General features: G+C 35.8%; 21 protein-coding genes. All 21 read left to right on the top strand.

Features of this window, described 5'->3' with window-relative positions:
• Window positions 1-14 precede the first annotated feature (14 nt).
• The 21 genes from AADJ06_RS05075 to AADJ06_RS05175 all read left to right on the top strand — a co-directional run bounded on the left by AADJ06_RS05075 (window position 15) and on the right by AADJ06_RS05175 (window position 21,143).
• Complete coding sequence (locus AADJ06_RS05075; protein WP_341225319.1) at window positions 15-728, top strand: class I SAM-dependent methyltransferase; 714 nt, start codon at window positions 15-17, stop codon at window positions 726-728.
• A 44-nt stretch (window positions 729-772) separates the two neighbouring features.
• The gene (locus tag AADJ06_RS05080; protein WP_341225320.1) at window positions 773-1,030 is read left to right on the top strand and encodes an FUSC family protein; all 258 of its coding nucleotides are present in this window, start codon (window positions 773-775) and stop codon (window positions 1,028-1,030) included.
• Window positions 1,031-1,448: 418 nt separating this feature from the next.
• Window positions 1,449-3,071 (top strand): nucleoside hydrolase-like domain-containing protein, encoded by a 1,623-nt coding sequence (locus AADJ06_RS05085; protein ID WP_341225321.1) that lies wholly within the window; start codon window positions 1,449-1,451, stop codon window positions 3,069-3,071.
• Between the two features lie 54 nt (window positions 3,072-3,125).
• Window positions 3,126-4,358: a PA14 domain-containing protein gene (locus AADJ06_RS05090; RefSeq protein ID WP_341225322.1), complete on the top strand. Its 1,233-nt coding sequence runs from the start codon at window positions 3,126-3,128 to the stop codon at window positions 4,356-4,358.
• 262 nt (window positions 4,359-4,620) lie between these two features.
• A complete protein-coding gene (locus tag AADJ06_RS05095) occupies window positions 4,621-5,646 on the top strand; it encodes a serine hydrolase domain-containing protein (RefSeq protein ID WP_341225323.1) in 1,026 nt (341 codons plus the stop codon).
• Between the two features lie 20 nt (window positions 5,647-5,666).
• Window positions 5,667-6,629 carry an acyl-CoA thioester hydrolase/BAAT C-terminal domain-containing protein gene (locus AADJ06_RS05100; protein WP_341225324.1) on the top strand — a complete coding sequence of 321 codons (963 nt, stop codon included), beginning with the start codon at window positions 5,667-5,669 and terminating at the stop codon, window positions 6,627-6,629.
• Window positions 6,630-6,716: 87 nt separating this feature from the next.
• Window positions 6,717-8,489 (top strand): amidohydrolase, encoded by a 1,773-nt coding sequence (locus tag AADJ06_RS05105; RefSeq protein WP_341225325.1) that lies wholly within the window; start codon window positions 6,717-6,719, stop codon window positions 8,487-8,489.
• A 130-nt stretch (window positions 8,490-8,619) separates the two neighbouring features.
• Window positions 8,620-9,486, top strand: a complete 867-nt coding sequence (locus AADJ06_RS05110; RefSeq protein WP_341225326.1) for a helix-turn-helix transcriptional regulator — start codon at window positions 8,620-8,622, stop codon at window positions 9,484-9,486.
• A 94-nt stretch (window positions 9,487-9,580) separates the two neighbouring features.
• Complete coding sequence (locus AADJ06_RS05115; RefSeq protein ID WP_341225327.1) at window positions 9,581-10,537, top strand: MBL fold metallo-hydrolase; 957 nt, start codon at window positions 9,581-9,583, stop codon at window positions 10,535-10,537.
• Window positions 10,538-10,613: 76 nt separating this feature from the next.
• Window positions 10,614-11,219: a class I SAM-dependent methyltransferase gene (locus AADJ06_RS05120; RefSeq protein ID WP_341225328.1), complete on the top strand. Its 606-nt coding sequence runs from the start codon at window positions 10,614-10,616 to the stop codon at window positions 11,217-11,219.
• Between the two features lie 35 nt (window positions 11,220-11,254).
• Entirely contained in the window at window positions 11,255-12,127 is an 873-nt protein-coding gene (locus tag AADJ06_RS05125; protein ID WP_341225329.1) for a hypothetical protein, read from the top strand.
• Between the two features lie 116 nt (window positions 12,128-12,243).
• On the top strand, window positions 12,244-12,441 hold the full coding sequence (locus AADJ06_RS05130; protein ID WP_341225330.1) for a hypothetical protein: 198 nt from the start codon (window positions 12,244-12,246) through the stop codon (window positions 12,439-12,441).
• A gap of 1 nt (window position 12,442) precedes the next feature.
• A complete protein-coding gene (locus AADJ06_RS05135) occupies window positions 12,443-13,069 on the top strand; it encodes a ferric reductase (protein WP_341225331.1) in 627 nt (208 codons plus the stop codon).
• Window positions 13,070-13,072: 3 nt separating this feature from the next.
• Entirely contained in the window at window positions 13,073-13,933 is an 861-nt protein-coding gene (locus tag AADJ06_RS05140; protein WP_341225332.1) for an SDR family oxidoreductase, read from the top strand.
• A 12-nt stretch (window positions 13,934-13,945) separates the two neighbouring features.
• Window positions 13,946-14,674: an FAD-binding oxidoreductase gene (locus AADJ06_RS05145; RefSeq protein WP_341225333.1), complete on the top strand. Its 729-nt coding sequence runs from the start codon at window positions 13,946-13,948 to the stop codon at window positions 14,672-14,674.
• A 96-nt stretch (window positions 14,675-14,770) separates the two neighbouring features.
• Window positions 14,771-15,289: an NUDIX hydrolase gene (locus AADJ06_RS05150; protein ID WP_341225334.1), complete on the top strand. Its 519-nt coding sequence runs from the start codon at window positions 14,771-14,773 to the stop codon at window positions 15,287-15,289.
• 241 nt (window positions 15,290-15,530) lie between these two features.
• On the top strand, window positions 15,531-15,992 hold the full coding sequence (locus tag AADJ06_RS05155; RefSeq protein WP_341225335.1) for a hypothetical protein: 462 nt from the start codon (window positions 15,531-15,533) through the stop codon (window positions 15,990-15,992).
• Between the two features lie 200 nt (window positions 15,993-16,192).
• Window positions 16,193-17,293 (top strand): sialidase family protein, encoded by a 1,101-nt coding sequence (locus tag AADJ06_RS05160; RefSeq protein ID WP_341225336.1) that lies wholly within the window; start codon window positions 16,193-16,195, stop codon window positions 17,291-17,293.
• Window positions 17,294-17,331: 38 nt separating this feature from the next.
• Window positions 17,332-17,859 carry a phosphoribosyltransferase family protein gene (locus AADJ06_RS05165; RefSeq protein WP_341225337.1) on the top strand — a complete coding sequence of 176 codons (528 nt, stop codon included), beginning with the start codon at window positions 17,332-17,334 and terminating at the stop codon, window positions 17,857-17,859.
• Window positions 17,860-18,292: 433 nt separating this feature from the next.
• Window positions 18,293-20,002 carry an AMP-binding protein gene (locus AADJ06_RS05170; RefSeq protein WP_341225338.1) on the top strand — a complete coding sequence of 570 codons (1,710 nt, stop codon included), beginning with the start codon at window positions 18,293-18,295 and terminating at the stop codon, window positions 20,000-20,002.
• A gap of 16 nt (window positions 20,003-20,018) precedes the next feature.
• Window positions 20,019-21,143 carry a cytochrome P450 gene (locus AADJ06_RS05175; protein ID WP_341225339.1) on the top strand — a complete coding sequence of 375 codons (1,125 nt, stop codon included), beginning with the start codon at window positions 20,019-20,021 and terminating at the stop codon, window positions 21,141-21,143.
• The last annotated feature ends 5 nt before the right edge of the window (window positions 21,144-21,148 follow it).

Raw genomic sequence — 21,148 nt, forward strand, 5'->3', positions numbered from 1 at the left:
TCAAACAATACCAAATGAAAGAACATTACGAACCTAAATTTGTAGAAAAACTATTTGACAAAATGTCAAGTTCGTATTCGAGAATGAATTATATAACCTCATTTGGCTTTAGTGAAAGGTGGAGAAAAGAATGTGTGAATGAAATTGATTTAAGTCATGGAAAAGTAATTGTTGACCTTCTAACTGGAATGGGAGAATGCTGGAAATTCATTGATAAAAATGCAGATAAAACGGCTAAAATAATAGGACTAGATTTTTCAACAGAAATGATAAAAAAAGCCGAGAAAAATAAATCCAAGTTTAAGAATCGAGAAATAGAACTCTTAAGAGAAAACGTTTTTGAAAACTCTATAAAGAGTAACTCAGCCGATTCCGTAATTTCTGGTTTCGGTTTAAAAACTTTTAATAATAAACAACTGGAAAGATTGGCTATAGAAATAAATCGTATTCTAAAAACGAATGGCAACTTTTCTTTAATAGATGTATCTGTTCCTAAAAATAATATGCTTAAGGGTTTTTACATGTTCTACTTGAAATACATAATTCCAATTCTCGGAAAATTGTTTTTAGGAAATTCCGAAGCATACAAGATGCTTGGCAGATATACCACAGAATTTGAAAATTCTAAAAATGTAAAGCAGATTTTTGAAAAACAGAATTTCAAAGTAGAGTATGTAGCATACTTTTACGGTTGTGCTAGTGGAATAAAAGGAACAAAAACTAATTAAATTCTTTCAATTAATTTTATAGCTAATAAGATAAACTACTACTAATGACAGAAAAAGAACTATCCGAATTAACAGACGAAGAGCTGTTAGTTAAAGCGAAAAAAATGAAATCAAACTCTATCATGAACGCCGCCCTTATCGGAGTTATGATTGGAATCACTATTTACGGTATTGCTAAAAACAATTTTGGGTTATTCGCCATCATCCCCTTATTTTTCGCATTCAGAGTATTTAATAATCCTAAAAACAAAGCAAAAGATAAAGCCTTGAAAAAAATATTGAAAGAAAGGGATTTGGAATAAACCACTCTCTTTATTTCAAATATTAAATCAAGAGCTATCACCACACTCACAGCAAGTCCAATGTTTACTTTACCCAAATCTTTGGCAATAATGATGTAGGTATTTTTGGTTTTTGACTTGTTAAGCAAATAGGCAATAACAAACTCTCTACCTGCTAAAATCCCATTAAACACCCAAGCCGATATTATCAAGTCTATTTAAGTAATGACTACTTTCAAAAATGTGTTATTAAAAAATCGTCAAATGCAATGGTAATTTGAACTCAATAAAATTCTATCGCAGATAATTATATCAAATAGAAAAAAAACAAACAAAGCAAGATTAATCTACCAAAAACAAAACCAAATACTTTCGTTTATTTTCGTTATAATTGCATTTACTTAGATTTACCAGCCTAATCGAAACTAATCGAAACCCTATGAAACTTTCAATTCCCTCTGCCCTTGCCTATTTAAGAACAGGTTTTAAGCCACTGGCTGCTCAGAAGAAATCTATAATTCATCTTGTCCAAAAATTAACTAAACATGAAGAACTGACTTACCAGACTGAGTGTCTGTTAATTAAAGTCTCAAAATCTTTCAGATATAAGCAGACAAGCATATTAGCTATGGCAATAGCCTGCATGTTAGTGTTTCAGTCTTGTAGCAGCGAAACCTCCTCAGAAATTACCTCCACAGAGAAAAAACCACGTGTTATTATCACAAGTGATGGTGAAATAGACGACGAATGCTCTATGGTCAGGTGTCTCCTTTATGCCAATGAGTGGGATATTGAGGCAATAGTTACCACCAGTTCCCAATACCACTGGCAGGGTCATGATTGGGCCGGCGACCATTGGATTGAGCCTTATTTGAAAGCTTATAAAGAGATATATCCTAACTTAATAAAACATGATGCTAGCTATCCTAGCCCTTCGTATCTATATGACCGTTACCGCATGGGAAACATAAGTGCTGAAGGAGAAATGGAAGAAGTTACAGAAGGTTCACAGCTAATTGCAGAAGTGCTGCTGGATGACACAGACGATAGTGAAATATGGATACAAGCTTGGGGTGGCATTAATACCATAGCAAGAGCATTAAAAACCATAGAAGAAGAGCATCCTGAAAAAATGGAGGATGTAGCTAAAAAAATGCGATTCTATTTCATTTTTGAGCAAGACTCCACCTACCAATCTTACATTTTGCCTAAATGGGGGAAATATCAAATTCCTACTATTATTTCAGACCAATTTGAAGCCTTGGCTTATCGCTGGAAACGAATTCAACCAAAGGAAAACCAGGAGTACTTTGAAGCCCCGTGGATCAAAGAAAACATATTAGAAAATCATGGGCCGCTATGCTCGCTTTACAAAGCTCATAATGGTGAAGACACAACTTACCTTGTAGGCGACTTCAGAGCCGAGGGCGATTCGCCTGCATTCCTTCATACCGTTCCTACTGGCCTAAGAAGCATGGAGTCTCCCGACTTTGGAGGTTGGGGTGGCAGGTTTGTTAAAATTCGCGATAATACGTGGATGGACCCTGCTCCCTATGATGGCTATGTACACCCAGAAGGACGCTATTACAAAACCACGGTTTGGGGAAGAAAAGTCTTAAACGAAGGAGACTCGTACATAACCAACCCAAATTTGCTATCTTTTTTCAAACCAATGTGGCGTTGGTCTGTAGCTCAGCAAAACGATTTTGCAGCACGTGCAGATTGGTCTGTCAAATCCTTTGAAGAAGCCAACCACGCCCCTATTGTAAAACTTGAGCATAATAATGATTTGACCGCCAAACCGGGTGCTGAAGTTAAACTAAGTGCCCTAGGAACAACCGACCCTGACGGTGACACTTTATACTATAATTGGTGGCAATATGATGAGGCTGACACCTATCAAGGCAATGTTGATATCATAAATTCCAAGCAAGCTAAAGCATCACTAACCATACCGCAAAATGCTAAAGCAGGAGAAACCATCCATGTGATATGCGAAGTAAGTGATTCAGGTAACCCTACACTAACTAAATATGCTAGAATAGTCATTACAGCAAATTGAATAACCTAAAAATCCTCTTTAAATAATAATCTCAACCTAAACTTTAAAATTAATATGTACTCAAAAACAAAACTGTCCTTAATGATAATGCTGGGCATGCTTACCTCTATGAGCTTTGCTCAAATACAGCCTATCCCAAAGGATGCAGGCAGTGGACTAGACGGACGCTACTGGAAGTATACCAATGGGCCAATGGTTAAACTTGCAGGTGACGTAATGGCCACCATAAACGAGCGACCTGCTGATGCCACCTTTAAGGCAAGCAAAATGAAATACCAGAGAAACGACATCTCATTGCTGGTTGATTGGCTTGGAGAAGATGGAGCCAGTGTTGTTTTTTCAAACAAACCTAAAAGCCCAGATGTTGATGGTAGTATTTTTAGTTTCACAGGCTTAATAGCCATTCCAGAAGCTGGCGAAGTAAACTTTAGAGCTGCTTCAGATGATGGCTGTTTGGTCTGGATTGATGGACAAAAAGTAATCAATAATGATGGTCACGGAAATGCTCCAGGTAAAAACCCTGATGGAAAAATGACTTTCAAAAAGCCAGGTCTTTACCCAATAGAAATTGTCTATTACAATGGAAGTTGGAGAGATTACTTAAACCGGTACGGCGAAGGTGTCTTTAGTTTCGAGGTAAACGGTGCTCCCGTTAAAACGGAAAGCCTTTATTCGTCAAGAATGCTGAATAAAACATTGATATTTCCCTCAGCAGCTGAAAAAATTCCAGCAGAAAAAGGTACAGGATTAGTTGGTCGTCTTTGGAAAAGGTCAGGAAAACCGCTTTCAGGTTTAGCTGGCGAAGGAATACATATTATGAAAACTACCCCTTCACATGGCCTTTTTACTGCTACTAGATTAAGTTATGCAGGAAATGAGCTTACGCCAATGGTGAAATGGCTAAAAGAAGATTCTACAAGTTTGGCCATGTACTATGAAACAGAATTTGCGAATATTGACGAATGTCTTTTTAGCTTCAATGGATACATTGCTATTCCAGAGAAGGGCGAAATAGAATTCAATATCTCTTCTGATGATGGTACCATACTAAGCATTGGTGGACAAAAAGTGATAGTTAATGACGGTTACAGAGCAGCACCGGGTCTTGCTCCCAAAGGAACAGCCGTTTTCTTAAAGGCAGGTCTTTACCCGATAGAAATCTTGTATTACAATGGTGCTTATAAAGACGAGGAAGCGGGCACCAGAGGGGAAGGTATTATGAAGTTTTTTGTCAATGGTAAAAATATAAACCCTGACCTCTTATACCCAACATCAGTTAGTAATTAATCTCTACTTGATTTAATAGCCTAATTTCAATTTTCAAAACCGCTTTTCTAAGTTCAAACTTAGGGGAGCGGTTTGTTTTTTTGAGCTACCCCAATCTTAGTCCTAGTTATGAACATAAGACTTGACGCTACATCCCCGATAAAAACCACTCATATAATATCAAGCAAATCTCAAAGCCATGGTCTTGACATTTGCTCAAAAACCTGCTAGCTTGCTAATACTGTAACCATAAAGGGAAACTACGATAACCTGAAAGCTGAAAATGAAACAAACAAAACGTATACTCCGAATTCTATTTATTCTAGCCAGTATAGGCTCCTTATATTTTGTACCATGGATTTTAGTCAAAGCTTGGATATTACCCTTACCAAACACTGTCCAAGAACAAGTAGATGCAGCAATTAATTATGGCTTTGATGGAATGATAGTATATGTAGATCAAGCAGGAAAACCACCAGCATTTTACGCAGCAGGTTATAAAAACAGGGCAAATAAGACTCCGGCAGACCCAAAGTCTTTATTCAAAATTGGGAGTATAAACAAACTGTATGTTGCGGTGGCTATCACCAAACTAGTAAATGCCAATAAGCTTTCATTAGATAAAACCTTAGCCGATTACTTTCCGGAGCTTGTAGGGAGAATAGAATATGCTGACGAAATTACTTTGAGAATGATGGTTCAGCACAGGAGCGGTATGCCCATATTCACCAACCACCCCGGTTTCTGGAACCAGCCACAAGCCGACAGCATAGATGTATTACAGTATGCTTTGGACTTACCTGCCAACTTTAAACCCGGGGAAGACTATGAATACTGTAATACCGGTTATCTATTGCTTTCCAGACTTATTGACAAAGTGGTGGGTTACAGCCATAACCAATTTATAAAAGAAGAAATATTAATACCACTTGGTCTTAAAAACACTTTTAGTGCTCTGAGTGAAATTAATATGGACAATCTTATGAGCGGCTATTATATAGGTTTTGAAGAAGATTTAAAGACCAATGACTATGGTGCTATGATAGCTACGGCAGAAGATGTAGGCAAATTCTTACGAGCATTAAATGATGGCTCTGTCTTTAAAGAAGGTGAACAAGAAATATACTCCTCTATTTATGAGTATGAACATGGCGGTCTCATTCCTGGTTATCAGTGTCTTTCAGAATATCATAAAGACATTGACACCGTAGTAGTTCAGTTTATGAATACCACAGATTTTAATGGCTACAACTGGAATTTATCTGAAATATTCATTAACCGCATTGTCAAAATCATCAAGAAAGGGTAAAGAAGTTTCTAAGGTTAAGAATGAAAAAATACATTATTTGGGTTGGTATAACAGCGTTTCTTATTGTTGGGTACTTAATTATCGATAGTTTACTTTTTACTGGAATCAAACCTATTAATGTAAACCAAGACGGCTTTCGAGCCAACTACTTTGCAAAAGAAAATATCAAAAATAGAACAACCATAGTCCTAATTGGCGGTGGAGAATGGGGCGACTACTGGGCTCAAGAATTTGCTAAGAAAGAAATGGTTGGTTTGTCAATACCTTATACGGGTAAAGACGGATTACCCAAATTGCCTGAGGAAATCAAATTAGAATACTTTGAGAATGCCATTAAGTGGCTCAAAGAACAGCCCGAAGTTGACCCTAGTAAAATTTTAGTAATGGGAGCCTCAAGAAATGCCGAACTTGCATTAATTCTTGCTTCTACTTTTACAAAATCCATTAGCGGAGCGGTAGCTTATGCTCCCAGTGCTGTTTCATGGTCAAATACCGTTTTACCTTACAATTCAGACGAACTGAAAGCTAGTTGGAAATATAAAGGACTTGATATTCCATATCTGCCAATGACTAAAATCAAGGGAAACAAGTCCAAGAAAATTGAAATGTTAGACTATTGGAAGGCTGGTCTCTCAAAAACAGACTTGGTAGCACAAGCGGGTATCAAAGTTGAAAACATTAATGGGCCTATTTTGCTATTTTCTGGCAAAAATGATAACGTATGGCCTTCATCCCTCATGGCAGATATGATAGCACAGCGTTTGGCAGCTAACAGCTTTAAACACTCCTTTCAGAATATTAAATATGATAATGCAGGGCATAACATTTCTACCAACCCTGCGTATAACTCAATTTATAGAATGGGGGCAATTCACATTGACGGAAAAAGTTATGAATATGAATTTGGCGGAACAGAAGAAGGTGATTTTCAAGCTAAACAAGATGCCAAAATCAAATTGATGAAGTTCCTTGCTAAAATCTAAACACTTTACCAGGGCTTATAAGATTAATTGTAATTTGCTTATCAAAATGGCAAGTAATAATCTATTAGCTATCTTAAAGAAATCAGCATGAAAAAAGCCTTAAAAGTTGGTTTAGTGACTATAGGTCTACTATTTATTTCTTATCTATTCCTTAGGCAAGATTTTAAGAAAGCCCCGCCGACCCTTTATTCAAATGGCCATATAATCACCTTAAACCCAAATGAACCACTTGCAGAGGCCATGTTTATTGAAGACGGGAAAGTGATTGCTATTGGCACTAATAAGGCCCTTGAACATTATTCCTCAAAAAGTGAATCTCAGGTAGATTTGAAAGGTGCCACGGTAATGCCTGGCTTTATTGACCCTCATACCCACTTTTCCATCAGTATGTTCATGTCGGAAATGCATGATTTATCTGGATTTAAATTTAAGTCAAATGATGAAGTCTGGGCGGCGTTTGAAAACATAGTGGAAAAGAGTGAAAAGGGAGAATGGATTATCTGCAAAGGAATTGACCCAATTTTAATACCTGATTTAATACCGCCATCCATTGCTTACTTGGACAAAATTGCTCCAGAAAACCCTGTTCTTTTCTTTAGTCAAAGTTTACACAGTTATTGGGCAAACAGTAAAGCTTTCGAAATTGTAAAAATAGATAAAACAACACCACAGCCATCTAAACATAGCTATTATGGCAAAGACCAAAATGGGAACCTTAATGGCTCCATAGTAGAACAGGAAGCCGTAAAACCTTTTTTCGACATCTTAAAAAGTGAAGTTTTAACATCTAAAAAGCTGAGTACAGCCGCGTCCAAAGTGATGACAGATTATGCTAAAAATGGCAATACTACCATTGTGTCTGCAGGAATTACCATTCAAGACAAAAAACCACTCATACTCTTCAAAAATCTATCGATTAATAAGCCTAGTCTTATTGGAAGCCTTTTGGAAAAAGTTGGTGTTTTTCCTAAAAGACAGCAAAGACCAAGACATTTTATGTACATGAGGCATGATATGGAACATTTAATGCCAGAACCCCACCAAGAGAGAAACGATTTTTATGACATTTTAGGCATTAAACATTGGTATGACGGCTCTCCATACATTGGTACTATGTACCTAAATGCCCCCTACTTAAACACCGAACTTACTAATGCCAAACTGCATATCCCTATTGATAGTAAAGGTACAGCCTTAATCAAAAAGGATAGTTTAAAGGCCTTTATAAAGGAAAATCACTTAAAAGGGTGGCAAATAGCAATACACACACAAGGGGATGCTGCTATAAATGAAGTAATTGATGCGTTTGAAGAATTAGAAGAAGAACTTGATTTTTCAAAGTCCAGACATAGATTAGAACATTGTGTATTATTTCCCTCAGAGAATTTAGCTCGATTAAAAAGACTAAACCTTACACCTAGTTTTCATATCAATCACTTATACTACTACGGTGACGCATTAAAGGCTGACATTTTAGGTGAGGAAAGAACAGAAACTATCTTGCCTCTAAACACTTTTACGGCTAACGAAATAAAATACTCATTACATGCCGACCAGCCCATGTTTGAAAGTAATCCTTTTAGCTTAATCCAAACTGCTGTGGAGCGTAAAACTACTTCAGGTGATACTATAGCAGCAAATCAAACCATAAGCATACTAGAAGCTATAAAAGCTTTAACTATAAATGCGGCATGGCAAATTAACATGGAGGATAAACTAGGCTCCTTGGAAAAAGGAAAATATGCCGATTTCATAATTCTAGATAAGAATCCATTAAAGTCAAAGCCTAGTGAATTGCGTGATATAAAATGTCTAAAAACGTATATCAATGGGAATTTGGTCATGATGGATACCGAGTAAAACTAGTATCTCGTTAAAAGTAAGCACTAAAACACTCATAGGTTTTATATTCGCTTAGCATTGATTATATTAAATTCGTGACCAGTCAAATTTCAGTTCAAGCATTCCTAACAAAAAGCTCAAACACACATTGAATAACATCCCTAATTTATCATTTAACAGTAGTGAAAGTGCCACTGATTTTGAGTTCATACCTTTAGCAGAATTGTTCCCAAGAATAGAGGAAAGTGGTAGTCACGACCCCTTGCAACCGCACAGAATCTCCTTTTTCGCATTGTTAATTGTGACAGAGGGCACAGGGGTGCATCAAATTGATTTAAAGAATTATGACATACGTAAAGGTTCAGTGCTTAAAATAGCTAAAGGCCAAGTGCACGCTTTTCAAAAAAATGCCCAATACCAGGGTTTCTTAATAGTTTTCACCGAAGATTTCGTTCTTAATTATTTCTCTAAAACCTCTATAAGTTTAATTTCTCACTTTTATAACTATCATATTTCTACCCCTATTGCCAATGATAGCACACTTAACGAAGCTTTCTTAAAAGAACTCATGCAAGAGCTGGCAGCGGAAAATTCGTATGCTCAGAAAAACATAATAGCTTCATTATTGGACTTATACTTATTAAGATTAGAACGTAAGTCTCAAAACATTGAACTACAAAACAATAATTCAAAACAGTATAGTACTTTTTTAAAATTCAAAAACTTAGTCGAATCTAATTATACTACTACCAGAAATGTAAAAGATTATGCTGACATGTTGCTAATTTCTACAAAGCATTTAAACCAAGTAGTGAAGAATTTCACCATTAATACAGCTAAGACATTTATAGACGATTATGTTGTCTTAGAAATTAAGCGTGCCATTGTAAGTACTAATAAGAGCCTGAAAGAGGTATCTTTTACTACTGGATTTGACGAAGTAACCAACTTTACAAAATTTTTCAAAAAGAAAATGGGCGTTTCACCAAAAGACTTTAGAGCTAAGAAAACTTAAGACTTCCCATATTTACCATTTTTACATTCATTTTGATAAGCTAACCTGTTTTGTGTTTTTTGACCTTTGCATCGAAATAAAAAACACGAAACAAATGAAATATTTAAAATTAAGTTTACTTGCCATACTTACACTGGCTCTCGCAATTACATCATGCTCTAATGATGATGATACCATTTCACCATTAACCGTTGATTTTGGAGAGGCACCTTCTAGCTCATTGATTACAACGGGAGTTGTAAATGTTATCACAGAAAACACCGTAAGGTATCACACGTTTGATTTTGCCGCAGCACCATATACTGTTACCATAGTAGAAACCGAAGACAATGCCATAGTGGTAGACCTAGGACCTGCACCAGCTTTTGCAGCTGATCTAAAAACTTACTTTGATGCTATTAACAAGCAGGGAGCGGTAATTATCACTCATAACCATGGTGACCATTATGGTGGTGCTGGTAGTTTCACCAACCTAGATTTTTACGCTGAAAGTACCGTTGCAGAACAGTTAAATAATACCACAGACTTTACTAGCATGTATTCTAAAACTGTTATTGGAGTTACAGGCCAGAAAGAAATAGGAGGTCTCACGTTTACTTTTGATAAAGTATCAAATGCCGAAACGGGCGAAAATGGTTACTTCTACAATGATGATCTCAAGGTTCTTTTTTCTGGAGATTTGATATACAATTTGACACATCAATACCTAAGAGAATACACGCCAAAGGACTCTGAAGATGAGCTAACAAATTGGATTACAGGATTAAATGTTCTAAAAACTGATTTCTCAGACTACAATCACCTATTTGTTGGTCATAATGGTTCTCGTTCAGATGTTGGAACAGTAATCGATGAAAATATCGCTTATCTAGAAACCGCACAAGCCATTATTAAGGGAACCCAAACTGTCTCTGGAGGAAAAAAAGCATCAACCCAACAACAGGTAGTGGATGAACTTCTAATGTTATATCCAAACTATAAGGAAGGTGGTCTTTTATTATCGCTTCCTAATGCATTTTTCCCTGGTGATACAGGAGCAGATTGGTTTTAAAACTAAATAATTTTAAAAGAAGGAATATCGACTTTATCGGTATTCCTTCCTTAAATAAAATTTCACAGCTAAAGCAATGATAACAAACACAATAAACGAACTTTTTAACGAGGCAAAACATGATGGTTCTAAAATCATAAAAGGCATTGCAAAAAGTATATTAAGACCCATAAAACCATCGGATTTTAAAGATGCTTATCTCTCCATCTCTAGGGAACAAGGAGAAGATTTAGTGCAGCTTATAAGAAAAAAGAATCTCAAAAATATTGTAGAGTTCGGTACCTCTTTTGGTATTTCAACATTGTTTTTAGCTCAAGGAGTGCGTGAAACTAAAGGAAAAATTGTTACCACCGAATTAATTGAATCCAAAGCTACAAAAGCAATTGAACACTTTAAAAAAGCCGGAGTAAACGACCTAATAGAAGTCAGAGTTGGTGATGCAACAGACACATTGAAGGAATTTAGTGAACCCATAGACCTGTTGTTACTAGATGGATGGAAAGACCTTTATCTACCTATATTCCGAATGCTTGAAGGTAATTTCCATGCCAAAACACTTATTTATGTAGACAATGCAGATATGAGAGAATCTAAAGACTTTTTAGCAACTATAGCCCAAAATGAGAAGTATCAATTAGAATCCCAATATCAGGGAAAAGTGGTATTGATTAGTGTGCTCTAACAATTCACCAAACCTATAAATTTCAAACTAAGAAGATGATACAAAAAACAAATCTAAACTACTTAGCCTATTTCGTAGGTTTTGCTTGCATAATAGGATTGACAAGTTGCTCGAAGAAAATTGTTTACAAGGCTCCTGTGGCACTTTCAAATGATTATATTTCTAGCCTTCCGTATGAAAAAAAACTGGCTTATTGGTTTGTAACTGCACCTAAAACTGAAAGCGATACAGCTGATACACTCATAAGCGACACTTTTTATAGCAGAGACCAAAATTGGGGTGGAGGAAAAGAAACTTATCTAAAAAGAAGGAATTCGGATTTAAGCTTTTCTCAGATAGAACCCATCAGAATTTTACAAGACGACTCTTTGGTGGCTATCCATAGTCGTATGATTGGAGATACTTTACGTTTCAGATGGGATATTATGCTCATTGAGCAAAAAAAAATTCAAAAGCATTGGAGTAATGTCAATGACTCATTGGGTGTAAACCCCGATAACCATTCAGAAATAGACGGGCCTACCATTCCAAGTCAATTGGAAAAAACAGCCAACAATCGAAGCCTCATTGCACGATTTATAGACCAATGCATGATTAGAGAAGATGGTGGTGCTTCCAAGTTTTTCAACTTCGGACTTTACACCCAACACAATAGAGATGTGGGCGATGGAGTAAGCGGGCTGCTATGGGGAATGTTAAGAATGAAACGAAAAGGCGAAGTCATAAAGTTTAAAAACAATTATCATATAGTGGCGGAGGGTAACTTAGTGCTCAGTGCTACAGAAGGTTATGTAGCAAATGAAAAAATGGCCTTTTATGACCTTTTCCGAATTGAAAAAAACAAGATTGTAGAACATTGGGATATTATTGCTCCCATTAAAACATTTATAAATACACCCAATCGGTAAAATCACCTATATAAATCAAAGATTTTTTTTGGTCAGTTACGCATTAACCATTTTAAGCATCACATTTACCTTTCAGGGATTGAATATTGTGAACAAATTTGTAAATAAAAGAAATTATGAGCTTAGTATCCAATTGCCCTACATGTGGCAGCAAGTCAAAAGTAAAAGATAATAATGGAGAGCTTTCATATGAAGCTATTCAAGACGATGAAGCTTTAAAAAAAGTAGGTCAACTCAAAAAAGCAATGGAAAAATTCAAGGCTAAGGCCGAAGCCCTAGAAAAGGAATTAGAAACATTAAAAGGAAGTAAATAATATGAGTTTTATCAAAAAAAATTATGGTTGGATGCTCGTTTCTCTTTTGGCAATATTGCCCTTATTGGCTTTAGCAAATATGATAAACCTTAACTTCGAAAATGGACTATCCATTAGCTTAGTAGAAAGTGATGTTAATTCAGGCAAGACTACCATTGAAATGTTATATCACATTTCCGGAGAGTTTGCCATTCGATGGATGACTGCGGTACTAACCTGTACCCCATTTTTTATTCTCTTTGGAGTTACCAATCTTTTTGTAAGGCAAGCCATGGGAATTGCAACGGCCGTATGGAGCATATTGCATTTTATCATTTTTATTTGGGCAGAAGGTTTTCTGGAAACATTTACTCAATTTAACTACATAGCTGGCTTTGTCGCTGTTTTAATATTGATTCCACTTCTTTTTACGTCGAACAGGAAATCGATGAAGTGGCTTAAATCAAAATGGAAAAAACTGCAAAGTCTGGCTTATGGAGCCATTTTCTTAAGCATAGTACATGTAGCTATTTTAGAAAAAACATGGATAATATATGCTGTCATAGTAGGCGTAGGTTTTGTGCTCAGAATACCTTCTGTGAGAAAAAAAATATCAACCTACAGAACAAGAACTAAAAAATCATTTTAAATCATGAAAATAGCAGTAACATCAGCAAGCGGACAATTAGGTGCCGCCATAGTAAAAGCATTAATAAAGGAAATTGGAAAAGAAAATGTTATAGCCATAGCCCGTACCACCTCAAAAGCCGAACACCTTGACGTGGAAGTTAGAAAAGGTGATTATACCAAGCCGGAGGATTTTGAAATTGCTTTGAAGGGTGTTGACAAAGTCTTATTGGTTTCAGGCATGGATGAGCCAAAGAAAAGAATTCAACAACATAGAAATGTTATAGATGCTGCCATGAACAATGGCGTAAAAAAGATAGTGTACACCAGTATTGTAGGTGATGAAGAAAACACAGCTTTCAGTCCCGTTGTACAATCTAATCGCCAGACAGAAAAAGATGTCATAAACTCAGGTCTTGACTATGTGATTGGCCGAAACGGCATATACATTGAACCAGATTTAGAATACATAGACACCTACGTGAAAGAAGGAGAAATCAGGAACTGTGCCGCTGACGGAAAATGTGGCTACACCAGTAGAGAAGAGTTAGGTTATGCTTACGCCAAAATGTTGACAGAAGATACCCACAACGGAAACACTTACAACCTAGTGGGCGAAGCATTCACACAAACGCAGTTGTCAGATTATATAAACCAGGTTTATAAAACAAGCCTTAAGTACACTTCTGTCTCCGTTGAGGAATATAAAAAAGAACGTCAAGCAGCACTGGGAGACTTCATTGGAACCATCATAGCTGGTATATATGAAGGCATCAAAAATGGTGTAAACGATGTACCTTCCGACTTTGAAAAAGCAACAGGAAGACCACATAATTCGCCACTATCTATGATAAAGAACTATTTACAAGGACACCCAAAAAACTAGTTTAATATACACGTGAGCATTTTAGAGAAAATCTTAAAATCAGTAGTTTTAAACGAGGCTTCCATAACAGAGAAAGTTGCACTTTCAGCGTCTGTTTTTAAAATTCGACTTCAAGGTGATGGCATAAGAAAAACCAATTTCATACCGGGTTCTTTCTTAAGAATGGGGATTGGCATAGGCAAAGAAGATGTGGCCATGAAAGACAAAATAAGAAGTTACAGCATATGGAACATTAATAGGTCAGAAGGCTTTTTAGATGTAGCCATAGCCACCCACAGTAATGGAATTGGCTCAGAATGGGTTAAGGCATGTAAAGTAGGCGACACTGTTTATTTTAAGAACAAAAAAGGAAACTTCTTGGCAGACGATACTGCAGATAGCTATATCATGGTGGGCGACCTTTCGGCCCTTTCGCATCTATACATGATTAACCGTAATATAGGAAAGGACAAACAAGTAGCAAGTATCATTTACAGTCAACAAAAGAGTGAATTATTCCCTGATATTGACGGGGGTTCCCCTTTTGACTTTTATGAATTAGAACAAAACCCAAGTGATGAAATCATTGCCAAGTTAAAAGAAATTGTACCTACGTTAAAAGGAAAAAAGATGGCTTATATTGCTGGTGACAGCAGACTATGTGTGGCTTTAAACCAATTTTTCAGGAATGAATTAAATTGGGAAACTAAACTGATTAAAACCAAACCATTTTGGAATCCAGAAAAGAAAGGACTGGAATGATACTGACTTTAATTCTACAATTTTTAATGAAAAATAATTCATAAGGCTTTTCTTACTTATTATTCTAGTTTTGCAAAAAAAATAGAGTCATTCTGAATGCAAATTTTAAAAACGCATTATCATCCTGAAGTCAAAACTTTAGAAAATAAATCCATTTTCACCCGACTAGCCACTAGAAGTATTGTTACATCTGGGAGTTCTATTTTACTTCTTTATACAGAAAGGTACGATGACTACAGCTTACCGGGTGGCGGCCTAGATTTTGGTGAAGATAAAATAGCAGGGATGATGCGTGAGCTTAATGAAGAAACAGGAGCCACAGACATTAAAAACATAAAGCCATTTGGAGCTTATGAAGAATACAGACCATGGTATAAACCTGACTATGAAATCCAACACATGATTTCATATTGCTACACCTGCCAGGTGAACAAAAAGCTTGGTATATCTAAAATGGAGTCTTACGAAACTAAAAACGGCATGAAAGCTATTTGGACCAATATTCATGAAGCTATAAAGCATAATAAGAATACAATGGCTACAAGTGAAAAAAAAGGGATGTCCATTGAGCGTGAAACATTTCTATTGCAGCTTATTGCTGATAATAAACTATAAGCAGTTCAAGCCCTAAGCTAACGCACTGATTCCTTTATAATTAACCCCTACACCGTTTACCATTTTCTGCGATTTCAAGGTGATACATGGCTAGTATACAGCCTGAGTATGGAACGTTCCAAACTAAAACAGGAATGCATATCTAGCTCTCAATTCTTTCTCTACTATCAAAAAAACCTTAGATTGCTACATTGACATGCTTAAAACTGACTAAAAATAATAGTTGACCACTATTCATTGAATGAACATTTTCCCAATCAATAAGCGGAAATTTATATTAAATCAAGCTCAAGAAGAAACGCTTTACCTGTTAAATAAGGAAACAGAGAAGTCTGAAAATTTGACATCTAACTATACCGAGAAGTCGTTTCTTGGAATCATAGAAGGAAATCAATTCAAATTAATTTCTTCTGATATGGTTAAGGGTTCATTTTGTGTAATGACCGGAGAGGTAAATTTGAAAAGTGGGTACGTAAAAGTTGAAATAAATGGTGTTTTTAGAATTCTATTAGCCATTGTTTTTTGTTTTCCCTTAATAGGAATCCTCATATTGTTAACACAATCTGTTCCGCTTCAGGTGGTTTTAATAGCATTGATAACGCTATTCGTGAGATATGTCTTGATAGGCCTTACTTTTAAGTTTTTATCTGAAGAAAGTTTGGAAAGACTAAAGGAAGTGTTGGATATAGAATGGACAAAGTGAAAGCTTTTAAATAAGCAACCTTTACAAGAAAACTAGCTATAACCAAAAAAACTACCCGTCATTAACATTCGCTAGCCCAAGAAGTTGATACCTAAACTTCATTATTTCTTTAGACATTAAAAATCTATTAGCTTAGTTGCGGTAAGGTACTAATCATAAATGAAGCCTACTTTTAAGCCTGCATAAAAACCGCCTATAATATGAAAATATTTCTCCTAACTTTTATTTCTGCCATATCTTTAATGGCATACCCACAGAATCAAAGAACAACAGTGCTTCCACAGTTTAAGGACTTATTTACCGCGAACATACCCGCAGGAGTGACGTGCTATAGAATTCCATCACTTATTACCGCAAAAAATGGTGACTTAATAGCCGCCATTGATGAAAGAGTGCCTTCATGTGGCGACTTAAAATATAGCAATGACATTAATATAGTTATGCGAAGGAGTACTGATAATGGTGATACTTGGTCTGAAATTAAAACTATAGTTGATTATCCCCTAGGGCAGTCGGCATCAGACCCATCTATGATTCTAGATAAAACCACAGGAGCTATTTTTCTGTTTTTTAACTTCATGGATTTAGCTGATGAAAAAGACATTTATTATTTGAAAGTGACAAAGAGTACTGATAATGGAAAAACATGGAGTTTGCCCATTGACATTACCTCACAAGTATCAAAGCCTGAATGGCGGAATGATTTCAAATTCATAACATCAGGGCGAGGTATACAAACCCAAAGCGGCAAGTTATTACACACCATAGTCAATTTAGAAAAAGGACTTCATGTTTTTGGAAGCGATGACCACGGCATAAACTGGTATTTGATTGAAACACCCATTCTGTCAAGTGATGAATCAAAGATAGTGGAACTAGCAGACGGTAGCTTGATGATAAATAGCCGAGTAAATAAAGCGGGGATGCGGTACATTCATACATCAAAAGATGAAGGAGCCACATGGTACACCAAGCCAGACTCCTCACTTATTGACCCCGGTTGCAATGCCAGCCTTATTAGATATCTTTCAAAAGATGGACAAAATATATTGCTTTTTTCAAATGCCAATTCCAGTAAAGAACGCCAAAATTTAAGCATAAAATTAAGTTATGACGAAGGTAAAAGTTGGACTAAAGGTAAAACCATTTATTCAGGAAGCTCGGCCTATTCATCCATGACCGTCCTTGCTAATGGTGACATAGGTTTATTTTTTGAAAAAGATGATTATCAAAAAAATGCGTTTGTCCGTCTCAAATTAGACTGGTTAACGGATAAATCAAATATTCCTTCGTTTGATTAATTTTAGAAAAAGGACTCCCAAATTGGGCAATAAAAGAAATGGAATACCAATACTATAATCAGTTTATCAATAAAGAAACCAAAGGCAGATATGATGTCACTCCTATCTTTGAAAACCCAGAAGTGTTCGCTCATTTATTGAAAGATCTTATAAAACCATTTAATACTACTTCATTTGACAAAATAGCTGGTATTGACGCTTTAGGATTTGTAATTGGTGGAGCCTTGGCACAGAACAAAAAAGTAGGTTTTATTTGCATAAGGAAAGGCGGAAAACTACCTGGAATGGCTAGCCAAGTGCTAAAATCCTCTTCTTTTTCTGATTATACAAGCACCCAGAAGTCTCTAGAAATAAATAGAGCTTCTATTAAGAAAGGTGATAAAATACTTCTAATTGACGAATGGATTGAAACTGGTACCCAAATGAAAGCCGCAGTGAGCCTAATTGAAACATTGGGTGGAGAAGTTATTGGCATATCTTCTCTTTGTTCTCATAGAAATGAAAAGACTGAAGTTCTATTTGAAAAATATAACCTTAAGGCCCTAGAAGTAATTGACGAAAGGTAGTGGATACCCTTTACTTTCGTCCGTCTTTTTACTCTGCCCTCTATAGCTCCTATAAAAAATGCTAGATGTCACATTGTAATAAATATTTTAACAAAAATTGTTTTGCTTATCAATACATTTAGTAAAACTCTATTTTAAACTAGTCTATAAGCAAACATCCCTAAAGATTATCAAGGAAAAAACCTCATTGAAATTCCAAGCATTTTATAAAAATAGAAGAAAGGCTAATTTGTATTAATAACATGTAGCTAAAATGGTTGAAAGGATGTACACTCCTTAATTTCGCATCAATATTTATTTTCAAATTTATTGATTAGTATTTCCTAATATACTGAGCAGTATACAGTTTACCGTTCTTGCTAAAAAAAGTCTTCTTTATTCAAAAAAAACGTTTTAAAACCTATTACTTTGTGGTTTCCGCAAAGTAATTAAAATGAATCTGATTGGTCCTGATACAAATCTAGCCAAAGTAGTTAGAGACAACCTTCTGAAATCTGCAGCAAGGTCTACGATAACTTATTTACCTAAAGGCGAGATAAATAAAGCGGTTTCAATGTCAGGAGGTGAGCTACATAAAATTGTTTGCGATAAAGCATATACAATTCTGCAAACGACATCCTTTTTACAAGAGAAAGAGCGGCCAATTATTCTTGCAATGACTCCAGGTTTAGAATTCATCATTACCCTTTTCGCGTGTATTTATGCAGGAGTAACAACAGTCGTTGTACCAGTATCAAAAAGCAGAATTGCCCTCAAAAGATTAAAAGGAATTATTCATGATTGCGGTGCCACCAACATATTAACTGATCATATTGGAGACAGTGTCTTTAATACCCTTACTAACTCAGATAACCACACCCTAAGTATTCATAATCTCTTCTTGAAAAATAAGATTGAATATCCAGCCATTAAAGAAGATAAACTTCATGGCTTTTCGAAAGACCACTCAGAAAATACCTTTATTCAATATACATCAGGATCTTCTAAGAGCCCTAAAGGAGTTGTTTTAAATGATTACAACATCCTTCATAATTGTTTCTTAGTGGCTGATTTATGGGGACTAAATGAAAACACTATACAAGCAAGCTGGTTGCCACATTATCATGATATGGGATTGATGTCAATTCTTTATCCTATTCTAAATGGTGGTCGTTTGATATTCATGTCTCCAATTTCTTTCCTTAAAAAACCCATTGGGTGGCTTCAAATGATTTCTGCCTTTAAAGCTACATCAAGTGGGGCTCCCCCTTTTGCATTCAATCTGTGTTTAGCTGAAAAAAATGAAGAGGAATTGAAAAAATTGGATCTTTCCACTTGGAAGACTAGTTTTTGCGGTGCGGAAACGGTTTTCAGAAAAGTCCTTGACGATTTTAAAGTAAAATTCAAAGTATTTGGTTTGGTCCCTCATGCTGTATTTTCCTGTTATGGTATGGCCGAAATCGCCTTGTTTGTTGGAGGGCAGCCAGAGAATAATTCTAATGAAATAGAGAGTGAGCCTAAAGGGCTGGTAGCTCCATGCTTTCTTTCTAAAAGATCTTCTAATTCAATTCGTATCGTAGACCCCTCAACCCTAAAGTTGCTTGAAGACGGAAAAAAGGGAGAGATATGGCTGCAATCTGACTCATTGAGTAAGGGATACATACTAAATAAAGGCTCTTTACCATTAGATGTTAATTCCACTGAATTTTCTTATTTGCATAGTGATTTAACAGGAAAGTGGTTCCGAACTGGTGATTTAGGAATAAAAATTAATCACCATCTTTATGTACACGGCCGTTTGAAAGATACCATAATAGTAAATGGTATTAATATTTCTGCATCAGACATCGAATGGTATGCAGGGGAGGTTCATCCAGAATTAAATGGTTTAGCTGCTGCTGCATTTAGAAGTACAATTAATAAAGAAGGTAGAGCCCGCTTACTTATAGAGATAAAAAAGTCTAAAGTGAAAGATGTGGACTTTCATGAGATAGAAAATGTAATTCGAGCTAGAATACGATATCATTTTTCTGTAGACTTAGATGAGATTTTAATCTTAAAACGAGGTTGTTTGGAACGTACAACTAGTGGTAAAGTAAGACGAATGGAAATAGCAAAAAACTTCGAGAAGTTGCATTACAAATCTTCTATTTTAAATAATTAAAACAGGAAAACCTACAATGAAGAGAGTCCATATTATTGAAGAGATAGATTTAGCCAAAGAGGTATTCACAAGTACTGATGTGATTTCTGAGGGTGCATCTATGGAGTCCTATATTAACGAGGTTCAATTGAAATGCAACATTGACTTGAGTAATCTATCATGTGTAGTTCGTAATTTCCCTTTCTTTATGGAAGGAAATAGGCACACCATTATTCGACAAAAAGTCCTGAAACACATAGGAACGAATGCGAAACTAGCTTCTTGGGAGCCCATTATTGATAAGTCACTAAATGAAGCATTAGACAACATAAAGTCTAAAAAACAGATTGATTTATTAGCCGATTTTGTTAATCCTTTTTTGCAAAAAACTACGTGTACCCTTTTAGGTATACTTACAAAAGATCCAATTAAATTTGAAAAGTGTACAAATTTGGCGGAAGAGTTGCTTAACCCATTATTACCTATTAGAACGCTAAAAAAAATGGATAGTGCTTTTACCGAATTCTTGGAAGAGGTACTTTCAAAAGAGCCTGCAAAAGAAATAGATGGTAATATTCCTTTATTAACCGCCTTACTAAAAGAACCTATTGAAGGATTTTCAAGAAAAGACATTACAGCACTGGTTCTGGTAATCTACGCAGGGACTATAGCTCTTAGACATACATTAGCTAATATTATTTTTCGCATTTTAACCAGTACCAAGACTATAAAACAAGCCGCTGCTCGTAGCGAGTGGGTACACGCTAATCTAGATTACCTCATCCGTGAATCAGTCGCGGTCAAAAAGGTATCAAGATTATCCAAAGAGCCTTTCACTCTAGGTAGTTTGAATATCAAAAAGAATGACAAACTTATCATAGACTTACAAGCAGTACATCATGGAACTAGTGGTCAATGCCCACTCCATAAAAACATCAATTTGAAAAATGAAAACCTTAAAGACAATTCACATTTGGCTTTTGGAAGAGGTAGCCATTTTTGCTTAGGAGTCAATTATTCAAAAATCATTTTTGAGAAAATCATTCCAGTACTTTTTAAAGAATATCCAAATTTAGCACTTCAAAGTGATCTTCCGGACCTATTTGAGCACTCTCAAATGTTATCCGTAAAGACATTGCATTGTCATTTAGGAGACTATTAAATTAA

The organism is uncultured Arcticibacterium sp. (assembly GCF_964021845.1).
Taxonomy (GTDB): Bacteria; Bacteroidota; Bacteroidia; order Cytophagales; family Spirosomataceae; genus Arcticibacterium.

Bases quoted from the DNA above. Each gene is read 5' to 3' on its own strand.
- AADJ06_RS05075 (WP_341225319.1), top strand. From the start codon at position 15: ATGAAAGAACATTACGAACCTAAATTTGTAGAAAAACTATTTGACAAA.
- AADJ06_RS05080 (WP_341225320.1), top strand. From the start codon at position 773: ATGACAGAAAAAGAACTATCCGAATTAACAGACGAAGAGCTGTTAGTT.
- AADJ06_RS05085 (WP_341225321.1), top strand. From the start codon at position 1,449: ATGAAACTTTCAATTCCCTCTGCCCTTGCCTATTTAAGAACAGGTTTT.
- AADJ06_RS05090 (WP_341225322.1), top strand. From the start codon at position 3,126: ATGTACTCAAAAACAAAACTGTCCTTAATGATAATGCTGGGCATGCTT.
- AADJ06_RS05095 (WP_341225323.1), top strand. From the start codon at position 4,621: ATGAAACAAACAAAACGTATACTCCGAATTCTATTTATTCTAGCCAGT.
- AADJ06_RS05100 (WP_341225324.1), top strand. From the start codon at position 5,667: ATGAAAAAATACATTATTTGGGTTGGTATAACAGCGTTTCTTATTGTT.
- AADJ06_RS05105 (WP_341225325.1), top strand. From the start codon at position 6,717: ATGAAAAAAGCCTTAAAAGTTGGTTTAGTGACTATAGGTCTACTATTT.
- AADJ06_RS05115 (WP_341225327.1), top strand. From the start codon at position 9,581: ATGAAATATTTAAAATTAAGTTTACTTGCCATACTTACACTGGCTCTC.
- AADJ06_RS05120 (WP_341225328.1), top strand. From the start codon at position 10,614: ATGATAACAAACACAATAAACGAACTTTTTAACGAGGCAAAACATGAT.
- AADJ06_RS05125 (WP_341225329.1), top strand. From the start codon at position 11,255: ATGATACAAAAAACAAATCTAAACTACTTAGCCTATTTCGTAGGTTTT.
- AADJ06_RS05130 (WP_341225330.1), top strand. From the start codon at position 12,244: ATGAGCTTAGTATCCAATTGCCCTACATGTGGCAGCAAGTCAAAAGTA.
- AADJ06_RS05135 (WP_341225331.1), top strand. From the start codon at position 12,443: ATGAGTTTTATCAAAAAAAATTATGGTTGGATGCTCGTTTCTCTTTTG.
- AADJ06_RS05140 (WP_341225332.1), top strand. From the start codon at position 13,073: ATGAAAATAGCAGTAACATCAGCAAGCGGACAATTAGGTGCCGCCATA.
- AADJ06_RS05150 (WP_341225334.1), top strand. From the start codon at position 14,771: ATGCAAATTTTAAAAACGCATTATCATCCTGAAGTCAAAACTTTAGAA.
- AADJ06_RS05155 (WP_341225335.1), top strand. From the start codon at position 15,531: ATGAACATTTTCCCAATCAATAAGCGGAAATTTATATTAAATCAAGCT.
- AADJ06_RS05160 (WP_341225336.1), top strand. From the start codon at position 16,193: ATGAAAATATTTCTCCTAACTTTTATTTCTGCCATATCTTTAATGGCA.
- AADJ06_RS05165 (WP_341225337.1), top strand. From the start codon at position 17,332: ATGGAATACCAATACTATAATCAGTTTATCAATAAAGAAACCAAAGGC.
- AADJ06_RS05170 (WP_341225338.1), top strand. From the start codon at position 18,293: ATGAATCTGATTGGTCCTGATACAAATCTAGCCAAAGTAGTTAGAGAC.
- AADJ06_RS05175 (WP_341225339.1), top strand. From the start codon at position 20,019: ATGAAGAGAGTCCATATTATTGAAGAGATAGATTTAGCCAAAGAGGTA.